The sequence below is a fragment of the Sphingobacterium sp. CZ-2 genome (genome assembly GCF_004526235.1).
GTDB classification, from domain to species: domain Bacteria; phylum Bacteroidota; class Bacteroidia; order Sphingobacteriales; family Sphingobacteriaceae; genus Sphingobacterium; species Sphingobacterium tenebrionis.
In genome coordinates, this window is sequence record NZ_CP038159.1 from 2,948,239 (window position 1) to 2,968,935 (window position 20,697).

A 20,697-nucleotide genomic window follows, 5' to 3' on the forward strand; every position below is an offset into this window, starting at 1 on the left:
TAATTTGCCCCAAATTTAATCATGATTTGTTTAGAACCAAAACTATTGACCAAATGAAACGCTTGATTGATTATTTCCAATTAAATCAGAAGGAGCAAAAGGGGATATTTGTTTTATTGGTATTGTTGCTTTTTTTGATCGTTTTGAAGATGATGCTGCCTTTTTGGAAGTCTCCAGAAAGTCTAAGCTATACCTTGGTTTTTTCAGAAGAGTCAAAAGATGAAAGGGGTGATATAGCAGATGATGGTTTGGGATATATGGATAAGGAGGATCAATTCCATAATTATTCTGATTCTTTGAATAAAGACTTTGAACCATCCAAGGAGGGATTTGGAAAAAAAATGATACCTCATTATTTCTTTTTTGATCCTAACCATTTGTCAAAAGAAGGCTGGGTAAAGCTGGGTTTAAGTCCAGATCAAGCCAAAGTGATTATCAATTACAGAAACAAGGGCGGAAGATTTCGAAAAGCGGAAGATCTTTCCAGGATCTATTCTATTTCGGAATCAAAATTTAAGGAATTGCTTCCTTATGTTCGGATTGCTGAGGAAGAAATGGGGAGTGGTGGTTTTCATCAACAACCGAGTTCAGGATCTCAAAAGGATTATTCCTTTGTTCGTAAAAAAGAACCGCTTTATAAAATCAGTCTTAATGAAGCTGATACTACGGCTTGGATGCAGGTTCGCGGAATAGGCCCGGTGTTCTCCAGTCGGATTGTTAAATTTCGGAATGCGCTTGGTGGATTTCATAAAAAGGAACAATTGATGGAGGTTTATGGAATGACGCCTGAGTTATTTCAGAAGATAGAAGACCAATTGCTTGATCAGCCTTTGGCTTATGATAAAATTTTCATCAATAGAATCGGAATTGATTCATTGGCAAAGCATCCCTATATCCGATATAAGAAAGCAAGGACCATTGTGAATTATAGAATACAACATGGGCCATTCGAGAAAATTGAAGATTTAGGGAATATTCTTATTCTTGATCTGGATTTTTTGCGTAAAATTGAGCCATATTTAGATTTTGCTAGGGATTTATGATCGAAGAAAAATTAAAAACCATTATTAGGGATATCCATGATTTTCCAAAACCGGGTATTGTATTTAAGGATATTACTCCGCTTTTGCAGCATCCAGAAATAGTGGCGGAAGCTGTAGAGGCTTTTGCGGATGGGCTAAAGGATGTTGAGTTTGATGTGATTGCAGGTATTGAGAGCCGTGGTTTTCTTTTTGGTTTTTTGCTGGCGCAAAAGCTCAATAAACCGTTTATTCCTATTCGGAAGCAAGGAAAGTTGCCGTTTCATTGTATTTCAGAATCTTATAAGCTGGAATATGGACAGGCAACTATTGAAAGGCATGAGGATGCTTTTTTGCCTGGGACAAAGGTGTTGGTGCATGATGATCTGTTGGCGACTGGTGGGACAGTAGTGGCTGCAAGTAAGCTTATTGAGAAATTGGGCGGGGAGATTGCGGCTTATTGTTTTGTGATTAGTTTGGATTTTTTGAATAGTGCAGGAAGATTGAGCCGATTTAGTGAAAATGTGATTTCATTGGTGAGGTATCAGGAAGAGTAAACGCGGCCGAATCCGGTATTGCAACCCGCATGCGTCATTGCGAGGAGGTACGAGGAAGCAATCCTCCCGCATGTTATGCTGAGCATCCTGCATGTCATGCTGAGCATCGTCGAAGCATCTGTTCGTTAGTAACCGTACAGATCCTTCGACTTCGCTCAGGATGACAAAGTCTAAAGATTGCTTCGTTCCTCGCAATGACGGAGTGGGTCGCAATGACGGAGTGGGTCGCAATGACGCGAGTGGGGCGCAAAGACGGAAAGATTGCTTCGTTCCTCGCAATGACGTACAAGATGTATTGACTGAGCCCCTAAGAACCAAAGTGCCCTTGCACCTTATACTTATTCGCGCCCATTACCTTCACATCCTGGTTTTTCTCCACGATATAATACTTTCCTTTTTCATACATCAAAAACTCTGAAGTATGATACAAATTATTCTTTACATCCCTTTGAACCGTAATAACCTTAGGATTACCTTTTCCATCCAGTTCAATCCTCACACAGGAAAGATCCGATTTAGGATCATTAAAACTATATTCCAATAGATTATCACTAGAATCAACCTGAATAAAATCTGCATAAGCCGATTTATTCAAATCAATATTCTTAAAGCTTGCAAATTCAGCTTCCCAATCCTTGATCTTCAATTTCTTGGTTTCCTCCTGCTCATCCTTTGCCACCGTTTTCTCCACCATTGGATCCAACTTCTTCAACGAATCAATTTCTTTCTGGAAATAGGAGGGTAGATCGAAATACAGCACCTTTTCCGACTTCCCATTAACTTTTGTAGCAGGATCTGAACAGGCCATCAGCATTCCAAGCAGCCCAACAGCCACTACACCATAACATATTTTAATAAACCAAGACATCACCAGTCATTTCAGTTGGAATCGGAACATTCAATAAACGCAATACAGTAGGAGCAATATCTCCTAATTTTCCATCCTTAATATGTTTATAGGTTTTATCTATCAAAACACAAGGAACCAGATTTGTTGTATGCGCTGTATTTACCGAACCATCCTCATTAACCATAAATTCCGAATTTCCATGATCCGCCAGGATAATGAATGAATAACCATTCTCCAATCCCGTTTCCACAACTTTTCTTGTACAAGCATCAACAGTTTCCACTGCTTTTACCACCGCCTCAAAAACACCTGTATGTCCAACCATGTCCGGATTAGCAAAATTCAGACAGATAAAATCAGGGGCATTTTCTACCATATCCTTACAGATTGCATCGGTAATTCCGTAAGCACTCATCTCCGGTTGTAAATCATAAGTAGCCACCTTTGGCGATGGTACCAATAAACGATGTTCACCAGGGAACTGTTCTTCCCTTCCTCCGGAGAAGAAGAAGGTAACATGCGGGTATTTTTCTGTTTCTGCGATCCGTACTTGAGTCTTTTGATTCAATGCCAATGTCTCGCCTAAGGTCTGGGTGAGATTGTCCTTATGGAAAATAACATGTACTCCGTTGAAGGTATCATCGTAAGAGGTCATGGTTACATAATATAAAGACAAGGGATGCATCGCATATTCTGGGAAAGAAGTCTGCGTTAATGCCTGAGTGATTTCTCGACCACGATCGGTACGGAAGTTAAAACAGATCACCACATCACCATCCTTAATCACCGCTTTAGGTGTGCCGTCGGCATTCACCATAACGATCGGTTTCAAGAATTCGTCTGTGATTTCCTGTTGATATGAAGATTCGATCGAAGCAATAAGATCTGTGGAAGGAGTTCCAAAACCTCTGGTCAATAGATCATAGGCTTCTTTCACCCTTTCCCAACGGTTGTCCCTATCCATAGCATAATAACGTCCTATAGCAGAAGCAATGGTTCCAACCGAATGCGTTAAGTAGTTCTGTAGATCACGAACATAGCCAACACCTCCGTTTGGATCCGTATCCCGTCCATCTAAAAACGCATGGATAAAGACCTGGTCATTTCCAAACTGTGCTGCCTGTGCGGCATCACATAAAGCCTTTAAATGGTCAATATGTGCATGCACACCACCATCTGAAAGTAAACCGATAAAATGTATATTGGATTGACTTGTTTTTGCATATTCAAAGGCAGCCTGTATCGTAGGGTCTTCCATAAAAAAACCTTCCCGAGCAGCTTTGTTGATCCTTCCTAATTCTTGGTAAACAATACGACCTGCACCTAGATTCATGTGTCCTACCTCAGAATTACCCATCTGACCAGCAGGCAAGCCCACAGCTTCGCCTGATGCTTCCAGTTTTGAGTTAGGGTAGGTTGAAAGTAAGTGATCTAAAAATGGGGTACTTGCAGCTAATACTGCATTTGATTGATCGTTTTTTCCGTAGCCCAATCCATCCAGGATTAATAAAGCTACTTTACTATTTTCAGAACTCATTACACAAATATACTTGAAATATTATGCCTTGGCATAGTTTTGGTTGCGAAAAATTTGATTTTTTGGAAATTAATTGAATTTTTATTTGCTAGTTAGCGCGTGTTTTGTGCACCAAGTCAATCATGATACGAATTTTAAACAGGTTTTCTTTTAAGTTCTTACGAGTTATTGTAGTGCTTTTAATCTTGCCCCTAATGTCTTTCACATTCTGGCAGAGCAATCTGAGTGGGCAGATCGCAGAGGCATTTAAAACGAATAACGCGAAAGCAATAGCCAATTTTTTTGGGCAGAACGTCGCTGTTTCCATCAAGAATGACTCTGGTCAATACACGAAATTCCAAGCCGAGCTCTTATTGAGCGATTATTTCCGGTCCAACAAGACTTCCGAAATCAAACAACTGCAGCACACTAACCGTAACAATTCGAGTTTTTATATTGTTTATAACTTAAAGGCTAATTCTGGTACATACCGAATCTTTCTGAAGTTTAACCAGCACAATGGGGAATCCCTTATTACTGAGCTTCGAATAGAATAATGTTTAATTTTATTAGCTTTTAGTTTCCATATAAATTTAATTTTATTCATCTTCGCTTAATTTTATGTTGCTAAATGGATAGAGAATTCAAAGAAAAGCTATTACAATTTGTAAAAGAAGCATTTATTGAAGATGTGGGGAATGGCGATTTTACAACCTTATCTACAATTGATGACTCTCAATTAGGAGAAGCCCAATTATTGGTCAAAGAAGAGGGGATATTGGCAGGTGTTGATATTGCCGAGGAAATCTTTCACTATTTAGATCCTTCCATTCAATTTGAAAAATTAATCCAAGATGGTACTGCTGTCAAGTATGGTGAAATCGCTTTCCGTTTAAAAGGCAAGATCCATGATATTTTAAAAGGTGAGCGCTTGGTATTAAACATCATGCAACGCATGTCGGGTATTGCCACGGAGACCTCAAAATATGTGCAAGCCATCGCAGGCACAAATTGCAAAGTCTTGGATACCCGCAAAACCACACCCTTATTAAGATTTTTAGAAAAACGTGCCGTAGTGATCGGAGGTGGGGTGAACCACCGTTTTGGTCTATACGATATGATCCTGATCAAAGATAATCATGTGGATTACGCAGGTGGAATCACACAAGCTGTAAATGGCGCATTTGCCTATAAAAAAGAAAATAACCTAAGCATACCTATCGAGGTAGAAGTTCGCAATTTTGAGGAATTGAAAGAGGTTTTGAATTTGGAAAAAGTAGATCGCGTCATGTTCGATAACTTTTCTCCAGATCAGGTGCGTGAAGCGGTAGAACTAGTTGCGGGTCGATTGGTTACCGAAGCATCAGGAGGTATTACCTTGAACACCATTGCAGCCTATGCCAAAGCTGGGGTTGACTATGTCTCGGTGGGTGCTTTGACACATTCTGTTAAAAGCCTGGATTTAAGCCTAAAAGCTAAACTTATTTAGTAAATTGCTGGATATGATATCATTTTACCTGGTAGGAATCGTCATATTAGCTTATTTATTTGGTTCTATTCCCACGGCTGTATGGTTTGGGCAGGCATTTTATGGGGTTGATGTTCGGGAGTATGGTAGCGGTAATGCCGGTGCAACAAATACATTCCGGGTTTTAGGTAAAAAGGCAGGATCCATTGTGATGTTTGTCGATATCTTAAAGGGGTGGACAGCCACCAATCTCCCATTTTTATTAGATAGTTCTTTAGTGGGCAATCATGATGCCCCACAATTTGTCAATATCCAATTAGCCTTAGGTGTTATCGCCGTATTAGGGCATTTGTTCCCCATATTTGCAGGATTCAGAGGTGGAAAAGGAGTGGCTACTCTATTCGGAATGGTCCTGGCTATCCATTGGCCGGCCGCTTTAATGTGTGTTTCGGTGTTCCTGATCGTTCTTTTTGTTACCCATTATGTATCATTAAGTTCTATTATGGCGGGTTTCACCTTTCCATTCAGCATTGCATTCATTTTTAAAACAACGGTACCTTCCATTCTTTTATATGGCATTGCTATCTGTGCCTTGATCCTGGTCACCCATCAAAAAAACATTGAACGCCTACTCAAAGGGCATGAGTCTAAAATTTACTTGTTCAAGAAAAAATCAAAAGTTTAAACATTTTGGGTACAAGATTTGTTAAGTATTTCAAAATGATTGAAAAACTATTGATAAACTAAATCAACATATTATGAAGAGGGTTTTTAAATACACAAGCATGTTCCTTTTGGGAATCTCGTTGGTGGGATGTGCTACATCGGCAATTACAGGTCGAAAATACCTGAAATTGGTTGATCCAAAAGCTGTGAACGAACAGGCTGCTTTAGCATACAAGGATTTTTTAAGCAAAAATGGATCTAAGGTAGTAACAGGAACATCCGCTGCGACACAGGTAAAACGTGTGGGAAATAACATCGCTGCGGCAGCGAACAAATATTTGCAGGAAAGAGGTCTCGCAGACCAATTCGATTTCAACTGGGAATTTAACTTAGTGCAGAGTGATGATGTGAATGCTTGGTGTATGCCAGGTGGTAAAGTTGCGGTTTATACAGGTATCTTACCTATCGCACAAAATGATGTTGGTCTAGCTACGGTAATGGGTCATGAGATTGCACACGCGATCGAAGAACATTCCGTTGCCCAAGTATCCAATGCAATGGCAGCTCAATTGGGCGCACAGGTATTGGGTGCTGCTGGTGCCATGTCGGATAACAAATATTTAGGTATCATCAACCAATTGTACGGTGTTGGCTACCAGATCGGTTCATTAAGCTTCTCCCGTAAGGATGAGTTGGCAGCTGATAGAGCTGGATTGATCTTGATGGCCATGGCCGGATATGATCCTCGTGAGTCTGTAAAATTCTGGGAAAGAATGGCGGCCGGTAAAACCGGATCACCTCCAGAGTGGTTAAGTACTCACCCGAGTGATGCCCGTCGTATCAATCAGTTGCAATCACTAATCCCTGAAGCGATGAAATACTATAAAAAATAAAAGATATTCAACAACAATAGAAAATCTCTTAAGGAGCGAACCATTTGGTCGCTCCTTTTTTATTTCATAATTTTCTGTTACGAAATCATTATTTCAACGACTAATTATAAACTAAGTATATAAATTATGGAATTAACGATCAGCAACCTTACAAAAACCTATAATAATGGTGTTAAGGCTTTAGATAATGTCAATCTGAACATCGGCCCAGGCATGTTCGGACTTTTAGGACCAAACGGAGCCGGAAAATCATCCTTGATGCGGACAATCGCCACTTTGCAATCTCCAGATTCAGGCGAAATCCAATTCGGCGATATCAATGTTCTAAAAGAAAAAAATGCATTAAGAAGAGTTTTAGGGTATCTTCCGCAGGAATTTGGTGTATATCCCAACCTTTCTGCAGAAGACCTTTTGGATTATTTTGCCAACCTTAAAGGCATCAGTAACCGTCAGGATAGAAAGAAGATAGTTTCCGAGGTATTGGAGATCACCAATCTTGCCGCATTCCGAAATAAGAGCGTAAGCGGGTATTCAGGAGGTATGAAACAACGTTTCGGAATTGCCCAGATGTTGTTGAACAATCCTAAATTGATTATCGTGGATGAGCCTACTGCGGGTCTGGATCCTGCAGAACGTCATCGTTTTTTGAATGTGCTGCGTGAGATAGGTGCTGAGCATACCGTCATCTTCTCTACCCATATCGTAGATGATGTACGGGAGTTGTGCCATGAATTGGCCATCATGAATGGGGGAAAAGTACTTTTCCGTGGTTCTTCTGTGGAAGGCACCACCCATCTTCAGGGTAAAATATGGAAGAAAAGAATCGAACGTGCTGATTTTGAAACCCAGAATAGCATCCATAATATTATCTCCTCGAATTATAACCAAGATAATACCTTAAATATTCGTGTCTACCATGATGTTCGACCGGATGAATCCTTCGAGCCGGCTACGCCTATTTTGGAAGATGTTTATTTTGTTGCATTAAAGCAGGATATCGTTCATGTTTAGTACCATATTCTTCTTTGAAATAAAGCGTTGGTTGAAGCAACCTGTGTTTTATGTCTATTGTGCCATTTATTTTGGATTGGCTTTGTTTACCTCTTTATCCAACTTGGGAGCTTTTGATGGTGTTACTTCCACCACAACCAATCCAATTTATATCAATGCACCTTTAAGTATTGCGGCATTTTTTAATTCATTTGCCACATTGATCTATTTTCTGTTGCCTACCATTGTTGGAGCATCGGTGGCCAGGGATTACATGTACAATGTGCATACCCTTTTATTTTCTTATCCTTTAAATAAACCCACCTACTTATCGGCAAAATTCCTGAGCTCTTTGGTCATGGTGACCATCATAGCCCTATTATGTGCCTTAGGTTATTATGCTGCTCAATTTTTCCCTAATATTAATGCTCAATTATTGGGACCTAACAATTTTAGGGCTTATGTAGAAGGATTTTTTGCGACCATATTCCCGAATTTTCTGTTGTTTGGCAGTATCATCTTCGCCTTGGTCACTTTTACAAGGAGTATCTATGTAGGGTTTATTGCCGTATTGATCCTCTTATTGCTTCAAAGCTTGTTGGATATCTATACGCGCGATGTGGACAATCGGTATATGGTGGCCCTACTAGATCCTTTTGGTTTTGAACCGATCCAGTATTATACCAAATATTGGAGTGTGAATGAGCGAAATGTCAACCTCTTGCCAATCAAAGGTGTCCTGCTCTATAACCGATTGATCTGGATGGGGGTAGCTTTGATCATCTTAACTTTTGTCTATAAAACCTTCAGCTTTTCCCAATCGGCCTTTACGTTCAAACGCGCAAAAGAGGGAATCAGAACCGTAAAAGATAATTTCGGAAGTATCATTACGATCAATCTTCCTAAGGTTACTTATAACCATGGTTTCTGGGATAACCTGAAATTAAGTTGGCGGATTTCACATATCGATTATAAATTCCTGATTCGGAATTGGACTTTTTATATCCTCATGGCATTTGCCTTTTTGTTCGTATTGATGGCCTTGAGCATCAGTGGACAATTGTATGGAACCACGACTTATCCGGTTACTTGGCAGATGTTGCAAACCATGTCCGGCATGTACCAGTTCTTCTTGTTGATCATGGTGATGCTATTTGCCGGTATGTTGATCCAACGTTCCAGACAAGCGAATATGAACCTGTTGTTGGATGCTACTTCGGTACCAAACTGGGTACAGCTCCTTTCAAAGGCTTTGGCTTTGTACAAAATGGTACTCACTGTTTTTACCGTCAGTTTATTGAATGGTTTGATCTATCAGATCTATCAAGGATATTATCATTTCGAAATCGGGCACTACCTTTATGAAATCTATGTGTTGGGCAGTTTGTCCTTTATTTTTCTGATCCTTTTTGCACTTTTTGTCCATAGCTTCTTTAAGAACTATTTTATCGGATTTATCATCTGCCTTTTTGTGATTATTGGTGCACCATTTTTACCTCAGATCGGCGTAGAGCAACGTATATTTATTTTTAATGCCGATCCGGGATTTGACTATTCGGATATGAATGGCTATGGAAATCTAAGACCTTTCCTATATTATCGATTATATTGGATGTTGTTAGGGCTTGTCTTGTTTGCCATCACCCTGGTATTCTGGCGAAGAGGTATTGTTTCGGGTATCAAAGAAAAGTTTGCTTTAGCGATGAACCGCTTTAAACCAGCCATTGCTATCCCTATGTTGATTAGTTTAGTTGCTTTTGTGGGGTTAGGTTATGCGATCTATCACCATAATAATATAGCGGAACCTTTTCTTTCCTCCAAAGATTATGAACTGCAGCGGGTTGATTACGAGAAGAAATACAAAAAATACAGTTTAATGCCTGCTCCTCGGTTGACGGGTGTGTTTGTGGAGGTGGATATGGATCCCAAAAACAGAAACTTGTTCATCAATGGGCGTTTTACCTACCAGAATAAAACCGATCAAGCTATCGACTCGATTTTCCTGAATTATTCAGAAGGTGATCTGCTTACAGATATCCATTTTAAGAACAATGCCCAAGAAGTCCTGAACGATAGTGTACTCCATGTGCGACTTTATAAACTCGCTCAACCATTGATGCCGGGTGATAGCATGGAGGTGGTTTATCAGATCAAGAATAAGCCACATACTTTTCTCGATGATCGTTCAGAAGTGATTCGAAACGGTACATTTTTCAATAATAGTATCTTCCCATCGCTTACTTATGTGCATATGGCGGAAGTTGAGAACAACGATGTTCGTGCTAAATATGGATTGCCTCCAAAGGATCGCATGGCGGATCCTAGAGACAGCAGTAAATTAGGAAATAATTACATCAGCCAAGATGCCGATTGGATCAATTTTGAAGCGATATTGAGCACCAATACCGATCAGATTGCCATTGCACCTGGATACCTGCAAAAGGAATGGGAAAAAGATGGGAAGCGTTATTTCCATTATAAAATGGATGCACCTATCCTCAATTTCTATGCCTTCATTTCTGCTAAATTCAACGTGAAGAAAGAGAAGTATAAAGGCAAGGATTTGGAGATTTATTACCATGCCTTCCACGATTTCAACTTGGATCGCATGATGGCTTCCATGAAAAAATCCTTGGATTATTATGAAGCTAACTATAGTCCTTATCAATTCAATCAAATGCGTGTGATCGAGTTCCCTAAAACTATGGGTACTTTTGCGCAGGCATTCGCCAATACAGTTCCTTTTTCGGAAGCCATCGGTTTTATTGCAAAAATCGATGAAAGCAAGGAGGATGCGGTCGATTATCCGTATTCAGTTACTGCGCATGAATTTGCACACCAATGGTGGGCGCATCAAGTGATTGGTGCACAGGTAAAAGGGGCAACCATGATGTCGGAATCCCTATCAGAATATAGCTCGTTAAAGGTGTTGGAGCAAACGTATGGGAAGGGACAGATGCGTAGATACTTGAAAGATGCCTTGGATTCATACCTTCAGGGTAGAGCAGCAGAGCACTTAGGGGAAAATCCATTGATGTTCAATGAAAACCAAGGTTATATCCATTATAACAAGGGTTCTGTGGTGATGTATGCCATGAGTGAATACCTCGGGGAGAAGCCATTCAATAACTTTTTGAAAGAATACTTGAACAGGACGGCCTTTCAAAACCCGCCATATACTACTTCGTTGGAATTTGTTGGTCTATTGAGACAGCATACGCCAGATTCTTTGCAATACCTCATCAAGGATATGTTCGAAACCATCACGCTTTATGATAATAAAGTCAATGATGTGACCGTAAAGGATCTTAAAAATGGTAAATACGAGTTGACCATGGATTTCCAGGTATCCAAATATAGAACCGACCCGAAAGGGAAGGAGGTCTTTGAGGATGTGAAAGGTACGATGCTGAAAGGGAAAGATGGAAAAGAGGAAATTAAGTCATTGCCTTTGCAGGATTACGTGGAGATTGCGGTTTATGGGAATAAGAAAGAGGGGAAAGCTTCCAAAAAGATGGAAGATAATCCGATCTATTCGAAGAAAGTGAAGATTGATAAGATCAATAATAAGGTGAAATTGATCTTGGATCAAAAGCCGATTGAAGTGGGTGTGGATCCGAATAACATTTTGATCGATAGGAATTCCAGTGATAATCGGATGATGGTGAAGAATTAAATTATGTACCTTTGGCATTCATAGTTTTGAACCATGCATATACAGGATTTAATTATTAAGGATAAGGAGGCGATTGATATTCAGGATGTGTTCTTGAGTGATAGCAATCGGGAGAGTATTAATCAATTGATTAAGGAAAATCTTTATGTGGAGGAATTAAGTCGCTATGGATTACCTGTAAGCAATAAGATATTGTTGTATGGTAGTTCGGGATGTGGCAAAACGACCAGTGCCAAAGGTATTGCAAAAGCCTTGGGAAAACCCTTGATTATCTTGAATTTAAGCAATGTGATCAATGCCCGGATTGGTGAGACCTCGCAGCATTTAAAGCAGGTTTTTGATCGGGCTGGAAGGGATAAAGCCGTTTTGTTCTTGGATGAATTTGATCAGATTGGTAAGGCTAGGGGCGAGGATGAGAATGATGTTGGGGAGATGCGTAGGTTGGTGAATACCTTGATTCAATTGATTGATTATTTTCCGGAGGATTGTGTGTTGATTGCTGCAAGTAATCATGTGGATATTATTGATTCTGCGTTGATCAGGAGGTTTCAGTTGAGGTTGTCGTATGAAATGCCAATTCGGGAGGCCTTGGATGATTATTATGATAAGTTGTTGGTTAGGTTTCCTGCTGATCTGCATCCTGAAGAAAGGATCTATGGGATTTCCTATGCGGAAGCAAAAGATTTTGCTTTGAAGGAAGTGAAGAAAAAGTTGATCGAGCAGCTGGAAGGGAAGGGATAAACGTATTTACGAAAGCTTTTTAAACGTAATTGCGAGGAACCTAAAACGTCATTGCGAGGGAGAATACGTCATTGCGAGGAACGAAGCAATCTTTCTTTAATGTCATCCTTTCTTTTTTTGTCATCCTGAGCGTAGTCGAAGGATCTGTACGGGTACAAACGAACAGATGGTTCGACTACGCTCACCATGACATGGCTAAAGATTGCTTCGTCGTGCCTCCTCGCAATGACGCAAACTCGTCCTCGCAATGAAGCATATTTCGCAATGACGCAATACCAGATTACCTACCTATACATTTCCTCTCTTTGTGCTTTTACAGCTTCCGAGTTTATATACTCATCATAAGTCATCAACTTATCAATAATTCCATTCGGCGTCAATTCAATAATCCTGTTTGCAACAGTCTGTGTCAACTCGTGGTCACGAGAAGTAAACAACATTGACCCTCTGAAATCATTCATACCATTATTCAATGCGGTAATAGACTCCAAATCCAAGTGGTTGGTCGGCTCATCAAAGATCAAGAAGTTTGCACCCTGCAACATCATCCTGGAGAACATACAACGCATTTTCTCACCACCCGAAAGTACTGAACATTTCTTCAATACCTCTTCGCCAGAGAACAACATCTTCCCTAAGAATCCACGGATAAATTGCTCATCCGCATCCGGTTTAGTGGTATAATCCCTTAACCAATCTACCAAATTTTCATCGCGGCCTTCAAAGAAAGCAGCGTTTTCAATCGGCATATCCGCAGGTGTAATCGTGATACCCCATTTAAATTCCCCAACATAATCCTTATCTCTTCCGGCAAGAATATCATAAAAGGCAGATGTAACTAAGTTATTCTCAGCAAGTACAGCAATCTTATCTCCTTTATTGATCATAAAGCTGATGTTTTTGAAGTAAACTTCACCATTCACTGTTTTACCAAGGTTTTCCACGTTCAGAATCTGATCTCCCGGTTCACGGTCCATCAAGTTGAACATGATCGCTGGATACTTTCTGTTCGAAGGCTTGATCTCATCCAAATTGATTTTATCCAACGCCTTTTTACGGGAAGTAGCCTGTTTGGATTTGGAAGCATTGGCCGAGAAACGACGTATAAATTCCTGAAGTTCCTTCACCTTATCTTCCATTTTCTTATTCTGATCAGCACGTTGTTTAAGTGCTAATTGAGAAGACTCGTACCAGAAGGTATAGTTACCTGTATAGATGGACATTTTTCCGAAGTCAATATCCACAATATGCGTACATACAGCATCCAAGAAGTGACGGTCGTGGGAAACAACCAAGACAATCGCTTCATAGCTTGCCAAGAAATCCTCCAACCAAGCAATGGTGTTGATGTCCAAGTCGTTGGTAGGCTCATCCAGGATCAGGATATCTGGTTTTCCGAATAAAGCTTGGGCCAATAATACCCTTACTTTTTCATTACCATCCAACTCCTTAACCAATTTATAGTGTTGCTCTTCTTTGATTCCCAAATTGCTCAATAGGGTAGCGGCATTGCTTTCCGCATTCCAACCATCCATCTCGGCAAATAAGCTTTCTAATTCTCCAGCACGTTCTCCATCTGCATCCGAAAAATCTTCCTTCATATAGATGGCATCTTTCTCCTGCATGATTTTGTATAAATCCTGGTTACCCATCAATACGGTTTGAATGACGGTGAATTCATCAAAAGCATAGTGGTTCTGGTTTAATACAGACATACGCTCACCTGGGGTGAAGGCAACTGAACCGGAGGTAGGGTCTACCTCACCAGAAATGATCTTTAGGAACGTGGATTTTCCAGCACCATTAGCGCCGATAATACCATAACAATTTCCTGGGGTGAATTTTAAGTTGACATCTTCGAATAGAATACGTTTTCCATAACGAAGGGATAGATTCGATACATTAATCATGGCGCAAAGATACGGTTATTTCTTGATAATTAGAACAGTATTCCTAGCTGGGAATTTGGCCTAGATTTTCTCCAATTCCAAGGAAAGGGCTTTCAGATCTTGCTTCATCAGATTGATGTTTGATTCTAACTGGTCATACATATCCGCACGGTTTTCCAGTTGCTCACTGCTATATTTTCCGCCCGTACCAAAATACAAATCCAATAGTTCCTGTTCCGGCTTCTTGTTGATCTGCCCAAAACTCGTCCATTTTTGAACAATCTGCTCACGCAAGGAATTATTTAAACCATTTTCTGGGCTCTTATAATTTAGGTAATACCATACTGCAGGAGGGAAGTTCTGGGAAACGGGCGAGCCAAACCAGATATCCTTTAATGCATTCCGTTTATGATGGAATTCTATGGATTCATCGTTCATCAACATCATCACCCCAAAAGTAGCTTCTGCCAAACCCGTACTGATGCCCACAACAGAACTGGCTTTGTCATTTTTGATGATCCCTTCCGTTAAAATGGCGCCTAAGGCGCCCACCACAATCGCACTGATGGTCAGTTTCGATTCCCGTTCATTACTCCTTCCGATCAGGTAATTTGCAATCTGGCTGGTGCGCTCCTCTTCACAATCCATTTCCGAGGAAATAGCTGAAATCTCCAGAGAAGACATATTGATCTTATGATCGATTTCCTGTTTAAGTTCCAAAATCTCCACTCGATATTGCAGATCTTCCTTGCTTTTTGGGTTCGCTCGCAATTCAGCATACCGGGTAATGGTATTCAGGATGCCAATGGCGTTTGCCATGTTCAGATTGTTGAAAGACAGGCGATCCTTTAGCAATGGCGATATCACGCGTTCATGTAAGGGAATAGGGAGGCTATCCAAACTATATTGATAGATGTTCTGCTGGTTACAGTTGCTATGTTGAAGCAAATCCTTAATCTCCAAATTTTTCATGCTTCGGCAAGAGGAAAGCAGCCCAATTGTTAACATAAAAGGCAGAAGAATTTTAATTCGATGCAAAGTTAGTGTAGGCATAATCAATCGGGTTATTGTTAGAGTAATTAACTTGAATAGATTCCGCACTCAAATATGGAATAAAAGTATGATAAAATTAAAAAAAATGATTTTTGCCGATGATTTCTCAAAAAATTAGTTTCTTTACAATGTTTTATGATAAATAACTCAATAAACCAAATTAATGGATAATTTTATTTCAACCTTCTCCGGACTAGTCTGGAGTGAAGTCTTTATAGGTCTTTGTTTAATTACAGGGCTTTATTTTTCAATCCGAACCGGCTTTCTTCAAGTAACCTACCTCAAGGATATGCTTCGGCTTTTATTTGCCAAAAAGAAATCTGATGAAGGGATTTCCTCCTTTCAGGCGTTTGCATTGGCCATATCCGGTCGTGTGGGTACCGGAAATATTATCGGGGTAGCAACAGCGATCTTTTATGGAGGTCCGGGGGCGATTTTTTGGATGTGGATTATTGCCTTTTTAGGATCTGCTTCTGCTTTTGTGGAAGCAATGCTTGGGCAGTTATATAAACGGAAGGAAGGAAACGAATTCCGTGGTGGTCCGGCTTATTATATTGAAAAAGGATTAGGTGTTAAATGGTATGCTATTCTATTTGCGGTGTTGACCGTAATCAGTGCTGGGTTATTATTGCCTGGTGTTCAAAGTAATGCTATTGCATCATCTGCATTTAATGCCTTTGAAATTCCGACCAATTACACAGGTATTGGCATTGTGATACTTTTGGTACTCATCATTTTTGGAGGTGTTAAGCGATTGGGGACTGTAGCTGAATATGTGGTCCCATTTATGGCAGGAGGGTATATCCTAATGACCTTGATCATCATCGGAATGAATTACCAACAGATCCCAGAGGTGTTTTCCTTGATCTTCCGATCGGCATTTAGTGTGGATGCTACTTTTGGTGGAATTATAGGAATGGCGATTGCTTGGGGGGTAAAAAGGGGGATATATTCCAACGAAGCAGGGCAGGGTACTGCTCCTCATGCTGCAGCAGCAGCAGAGGTTAACCATCCTGCACAACAAGGACTTGTCCAAGCATTTTCTGTTTATGTAGATACGTTATTTGTTTGTACAGCTACCGCTTTGATGATCCTGTTCACTGGGATGTATAATGTAACAGAAGTTGATGCGGCGGGTAAAGCAACTACATTTATTACTGAAAATCTTCCAGGAGTAGATTATAATGGATTTACGCAGGCCGCTATTTCCCATCATTTTCCTGGTTTTGGAAATGAATTTGTAGCTATCGCTTTATTTTTCTTTGCTTTTACCACCATTATGGCGTATTTCTATTATGCAGATACCAATATTGCCTACTTGATCAAAAATGAAAGAGCCAAAAAGATTGTTGGATTACTTTTTAAGGTCGTATTTCTTTCTACGGTTTATTTTGGTACTATCCGTAAAGCTGATACGGCTTGGGCGATAGGTGATGTGGGTGTGGGATTGATGGCTTGGGTCAATATAATCGCTATTTTATTAATGAGTAAAATTGCCATGAAGGTATGGAAGGACTATAAAGAACAGCGCAAGCGCGGGATCGAAGATCCAACTTTTGATCCAAAAGCTATTGGAATCAAGAATGCTGACTTCTGGGAAGAAAACAATGAAAAAAAATAAAAGACACTTATTAGTTCAATCAGCTATCTGAATTTAGGATATAAATAAAGGGGCTATTTCAATGGAAATAGCCCCTTTACTGTTTTAAAATGACTTAACGTATACCAAAGCAAGTTGTTGCAAATACGAGAACGAAAGCCACAACTAGTAAGAGTACTAAAGTGGTCAAGGGTGTCCTTTTCATGTTAGTTTATCATTAAGTTTAAAATGGTGATGTTCTTAAAGTTACATATATTTTTTTACCAATGAAATAATAATTAATTAAAATTAAATATGGATTTATAGATTCTGATGATAATGTGCTACTTTTGAACCACGTAAATATTAATCTAGGCTTATGAAAGAAGGCAGATTTTGGGCCTTACTACCTTTATTGTTTTTTGTAGTAATCTATTTTGCAGGCTCTTATATATTGGGTGATTTTTATGCATTACCCGTTTTGGTCGTTTTTGTATTGGCATTATTTGTAGCATTTTTCCAATTCCCTAAGATCACATTCCAAGAAAAATTGAAGGGTTTTGCCCAGGGAGCAGGAAATGAGAACATCCTGATCATGATCTTGATTTTCTTATTGGCAGGCGCTTTTGGTGAAGTCTCCAAGAATATCGGTGCCATATCCTCTACCATCAATTTTGCGCTTACTTATGTTCCGTCGCAATTTGTGATTGCCGGTTTGTTTCTGGTTTCCTGTTTTATTTCCACTTCTTTAGGAACTTCTGTTGGAACCATCGTGGCTTTGGCACCCATTGCTGTAGGATTGGAAAACAACATCGAAGGGATTATGGCAATCGCCTTGGCCGCAGTTATTGGAGGGGCCATGTTTGGGGATAACCTTTCCTTTATTTCTGATACGACCATTGCCGCAACCCGGACCCAAGGAATAGGCATGAAGGAGAAATTTAAGGTAAATTTCCGGATGGTATTACCTGTGGCTATCCTTGTTTTTATTATTTACAGTGTGATGGGTTGGCAAATGTTGGCAGATGCTGAAGATATCAAAGTCGGTTCATTTGAACTCATCAAAATAGTGCCGTATGTATTGGTTTTTGTATTGGCTTTACTAGGGGTCAATGTGATCTGGACCCTAGGCATTGGCATTGTGTTCGCCGGCTTGATTGGTTTCTTTACCCAATCCATTGATTTCTTAGGATTTTTAAAATCCATTAACGATGGTTTTGCAGGGATGTTCGAACTGAGTATATTATGCTTGATCATTGGTGGGGTAGTGGGTATTATCCGGATGAACGGTGGTATTGAATTTTTATTGAACATGGTCACCAAAAGGATCAATTCTAAAAGGGCTGCTGAGCTTGGTATTGCCTTTCTGGTATCCCTGGTCAATTTAGCCATTGCCAACAATACCATTACCATCGTTATCGTGGGGCCCATTGCCAAGGAGATTTCCGATAAGAACCAATTGGAGGGGAGCCGGGTGGCGAGTATTTTGGATACGGTTTCCTGTTTTATCCAGGGCATAGTGCCCTACGGAGCACAAATATTGGCCGCTATGGCAGCAGCCAATGTGCTTTTATCCGAAAAAAATCTACCGCTGATGTCTCCAGTTGATGTCATGCAATATTTATACTATCCATTTTTAATGGGTATAGTAACCTTTTTGGTTATTATCTTCAAGAAACGCCAGGCAAACACTCAAACCGGTTAAAACCTGAATGCGAAGCCTATATGAACGTTTTTCAAATTTCTACGAAAAAATCGTATTTTTATTAAAAGTATATATTTTTATTGAAAATCTAATTATTATGAAAGCATTCAGATATTTAATCATTTATACCCTACTTCTAGCTTCCACGTCAATCGATGGTCATGCACAATCCTTAACCCCTGGTAAAGACCTACATTTTACAGCAGGTATAAATACCGATCTAAAACCAGATAATCTCAAGAATAAGTATATTCTGCTTGATTTTTGGGCCACTTGGTGTGCACCATGTTTAGAAGGTATGCCACATATCAATAGTTTACAGAAAAAATTTAGCCAGGTTAAAGATTTATATTTCTTATCTATTACTGATGAGCATGTCGGTAAAGCAAGACCAATCGTAGAACGATTTTCTTTTGAAACCCATGCCGTTTCTGACAGTACTGGAAATCTGCATAAAATCTTTGATATAAAAACCCTTCCAACAGCTGTTTTATTAGATCCAAAAGGAACGGTGAAATGGAAAGGTAACCCTAAAGACATCACTTCGGAAATGCTTGAGGCGCTTATAAACAATCAGGATATTACGGTAGAATCTAGCAAGATTCAATCCGTTAACTCCGAATCTCCTGCAATAGCAAGTGTAAGAAATACGAATCCAGGTGGCCAAGTGGAGAAGGCAAAGGAAATGGCAGCGGAATTTATGGCCATCTACAATAATCCCTCAATTACAGAATATTTATTTTTGGAAAGGAGTACTTCTAATAATTTCTCAAAATCATTTTCATCCAAGCATCAAGATTCAAGATTTACCTATAAATTAGCAGTTCCATTCCGTGTCTTTGCCGCTGAACTTATGGGTATCAGTACCTCCTCAATTGAACTATCAGATTCATTGGAAAACCTTAAAGTAGATTATTGTTATAAAGGAGGTAATCGTTATTTGGATAGTGCTTGGCGAGTGGATGCATTATTGAATAAACTGAACATCCAAATGGATTCCAATTTGCATACAGTTGAAGTGTTTGAACTTGGAATTTTTGATAATAATTTAATTCAAACGTCCTTAAATAAAAATAAAAATAAAAATGGTTTCAGTCGGACTAGTTCATCCGATGGACATCAAATTATTGCAGTTGACAATGTGCCACTCCGAGAGCTTGCCGATGTTTTACAAGATAATTTCGGAAATTATTTTCGATGGAAAGAAATCCTAAATGATTCAAAATATGATCTAGTCTTAAAAGCCAGTGATCTGATGGAACTTAAAAAATCATTGGGCATATATGGTATATCTCTTGATTCTAAACTCGAAAAGGTGAATAAATTTCGGTTTTCAGTGGGTAGAAATAAACTATGACAAGACCATACTTGGTTCTTACTGCAAGTGAGGTGTAAGTGACATGTAAGTGAGTTGTAAGTGCTAAAAGGCACTTACACCATACTTACATGATGCTTTTACCTTGCTTTTACTACGGCTACAAAATAGCGGCTTCGGTTTTTATTCTTTTTACGATATCATAGATCAAAGGATAGGTATTATCCTTTACTTTTTTCAGTTCGGAGACTTTAAGCCATTCCGCGGCATCAATATCTTCTTCTAATTGGGGAGTAAGTTTAGGGATTTTATTCACACCCATATCGTACCATTTCGTTTGCTTCAGCACAAACTTGCCTCGCATATAATAAGTATGGTATGAAGTGGCCACTTTTTTTCCTAGGTAGTTGATCTTCACGCCACATTCCTCTTCCACCTCTCTTTTGGCGGCTTCTTTCATCTTTTCACCATCCTCCACTTTACCTTTAGGAAGATCCCATTTTCCCAATCGGTGAATAAATAAATATTCGCCATTTCCGTTTTTTACTAAGCCTCCAGCAGCTTTAATAATCCTGGTGGTACTGATGATATTCTTGAAAACTTTTTGGAAATTTTCGTGTATGTATAAGTAGATTGTTTTTTCTTGAAGTTTTGAAGACTCTATAAAAAGTTTTTCCAAATCAATGTCTTGTAAACCAATCGTTTGAACATTTTCTTTTATATGAGGGGTGAAATCTGCCAAAATTAACAGAGATTGGTTCATATAAATTTTATAAATTT

At 39.5% G+C, this 20,697-nt stretch carries 17 protein-coding genes; 12 read left to right on the top strand and 5 right to left on the bottom strand.

Annotated features, from left to right (window positions below; translation table 11 throughout):
• Positions 1–53: 53 nt before the first annotated feature.
• Both E3D81_RS12955 and E3D81_RS12960 read left to right on the top strand, forming a co-directional pair.
• On the top strand, positions 54–1,043 hold the full coding sequence (locus E3D81_RS12955; protein ID WP_167554296.1) for a ComEA family DNA-binding protein: 990 nt from the start codon (positions 54–56) through the stop codon (positions 1,041–1,043).
• Complete coding sequence (locus E3D81_RS12960) at positions 1,040–1,576, top strand: adenine phosphoribosyltransferase (RefSeq protein ID WP_134777693.1); 537 nt, start codon at positions 1,040–1,042, stop codon at positions 1,574–1,576. Before E3D81_RS12955 ends, E3D81_RS12960 begins: the two co-directional genes overlap by 4 nt.
• A gap of 307 nt (positions 1,577–1,883) precedes the next feature.
• Here the strand turns inward: E3D81_RS12960 and E3D81_RS12965 are convergent, their stop codons facing one another.
• Both E3D81_RS12965 and gpmI read right to left on the bottom strand, forming a co-directional pair.
• A complete protein-coding gene (locus E3D81_RS12965) occupies positions 1,884–2,444 on the bottom strand; it encodes a hypothetical protein (protein ID WP_134777694.1) in 561 nt (186 codons plus the stop codon).
• Complete coding sequence (gene gpmI, locus E3D81_RS12970; RefSeq protein ID WP_134777695.1) at positions 2,428–3,963, bottom strand: 2,3-bisphosphoglycerate-independent phosphoglycerate mutase; 1,536 nt, start codon at positions 3,961–3,963, stop codon at positions 2,428–2,430. Before gpmI ends, E3D81_RS12965 begins: the two co-directional genes overlap by 17 nt.
• A gap of 194 nt (positions 3,964–4,157) precedes the next feature.
• Between gpmI and E3D81_RS12975 the strand changes: the two genes are divergently transcribed.
• The 7 genes from E3D81_RS12975 to E3D81_RS13005 all read left to right on the top strand — a co-directional run bounded on the left by E3D81_RS12975 (position 4,158) and on the right by E3D81_RS13005 (position 12,376).
• A complete protein-coding gene (locus tag E3D81_RS12975) occupies positions 4,158–4,499 on the top strand; it encodes a DUF4783 domain-containing protein (protein WP_167554297.1) in 342 nt (113 codons plus the stop codon).
• A 74-nt stretch (positions 4,500–4,573) separates the two neighbouring features.
• Positions 4,574–5,431 carry a carboxylating nicotinate-nucleotide diphosphorylase gene (gene nadC, locus E3D81_RS12980; RefSeq protein WP_099368009.1) on the top strand — a complete coding sequence of 286 codons (858 nt, stop codon included), beginning with the start codon at positions 4,574–4,576 and terminating at the stop codon, positions 5,429–5,431.
• Between the two features lie 13 nt (positions 5,432–5,444).
• Complete coding sequence (gene plsY, locus E3D81_RS12985; RefSeq protein ID WP_099368008.1) at positions 5,445–6,095, top strand: glycerol-3-phosphate 1-O-acyltransferase PlsY; 651 nt, start codon at positions 5,445–5,447, stop codon at positions 6,093–6,095.
• Positions 6,096–6,168: 73 nt separating this feature from the next.
• The gene (locus E3D81_RS12990) at positions 6,169–6,969 is read left to right on the top strand and encodes a M48 family metallopeptidase (RefSeq protein WP_134777696.1); all 801 of its coding nucleotides are present in this window, start codon (positions 6,169–6,171) and stop codon (positions 6,967–6,969) included.
• Between the two features lie 126 nt (positions 6,970–7,095).
• Positions 7,096–7,980, top strand: coding sequence for an ABC transporter ATP-binding protein (locus tag E3D81_RS12995; RefSeq protein WP_134777697.1), 885 nt, complete (start codon positions 7,096–7,098; stop codon positions 7,978–7,980).
• Positions 7,973–11,635 carry an ABC transporter permease/M1 family aminopeptidase gene (locus E3D81_RS13000; RefSeq protein WP_134777698.1) on the top strand — a complete coding sequence of 1,221 codons (3,663 nt, stop codon included), beginning with the start codon at positions 7,973–7,975 and terminating at the stop codon, positions 11,633–11,635. Before E3D81_RS12995 ends, E3D81_RS13000 begins: the two co-directional genes overlap by 8 nt.
• Before the next feature lie 33 nt (positions 11,636–11,668).
• Entirely contained in the window at positions 11,669–12,376 is a 708-nt protein-coding gene (locus E3D81_RS13005) for an AAA family ATPase (protein WP_134777699.1), read from the top strand.
• Between the two features lie 284 nt (positions 12,377–12,660).
• On the opposite strand, the gene E3D81_RS13010 is transcribed toward E3D81_RS13005, so the two are convergent.
• Together E3D81_RS13010 and E3D81_RS13015 are read right to left on the bottom strand one after the other, a co-directional pair.
• The gene (locus E3D81_RS13010) at positions 12,661–14,286 is read right to left on the bottom strand and encodes an ABC-F family ATP-binding cassette domain-containing protein (RefSeq protein WP_134777700.1); all 1,626 of its coding nucleotides are present in this window, start codon (positions 14,284–14,286) and stop codon (positions 12,661–12,663) included.
• Between the two features lie 60 nt (positions 14,287–14,346).
• Positions 14,347–15,237, bottom strand: coding sequence for a hypothetical protein (locus E3D81_RS13015; RefSeq protein WP_099368002.1), 891 nt, complete (start codon positions 15,235–15,237; stop codon positions 14,347–14,349).
• A gap of 244 nt (positions 15,238–15,481) precedes the next feature.
• Here E3D81_RS13015 and E3D81_RS13020 point away from each other — a divergent pair, with 244 nt between their 5' ends.
• The 3 genes from E3D81_RS13020 (at position 15,482) to E3D81_RS13030 (ending at position 19,959) form a co-directional block, all read left to right on the top strand.
• Entirely contained in the window at positions 15,482–16,939 is a 1,458-nt protein-coding gene (locus E3D81_RS13020; RefSeq protein ID WP_134777701.1) for an alanine/glycine:cation symporter family protein, read from the top strand.
• 337 nt (positions 16,940–17,276) lie between these two features.
• The gene (locus E3D81_RS13025) at positions 17,277–18,602 is read left to right on the top strand and encodes a Na+/H+ antiporter NhaC family protein (RefSeq protein WP_134777702.1); all 1,326 of its coding nucleotides are present in this window, start codon (positions 17,277–17,279) and stop codon (positions 18,600–18,602) included.
• Positions 18,603–18,699: 97 nt separating this feature from the next.
• On the top strand, positions 18,700–19,959 hold the full coding sequence (locus E3D81_RS13030; protein WP_167554298.1) for a TlpA family protein disulfide reductase: 1,260 nt from the start codon (positions 18,700–18,702) through the stop codon (positions 19,957–19,959).
• A 118-nt stretch (positions 19,960–20,077) separates the two neighbouring features.
• Here the strand turns inward: E3D81_RS13030 and E3D81_RS13035 are convergent, their stop codons facing one another.
• On the bottom strand, positions 20,078–20,680 hold the full coding sequence (locus tag E3D81_RS13035) for an NUDIX hydrolase (RefSeq protein WP_245153219.1): 603 nt from the start codon (positions 20,678–20,680) through the stop codon (positions 20,078–20,080).
• Positions 20,681–20,697 lie beyond the last annotated feature (17 nt).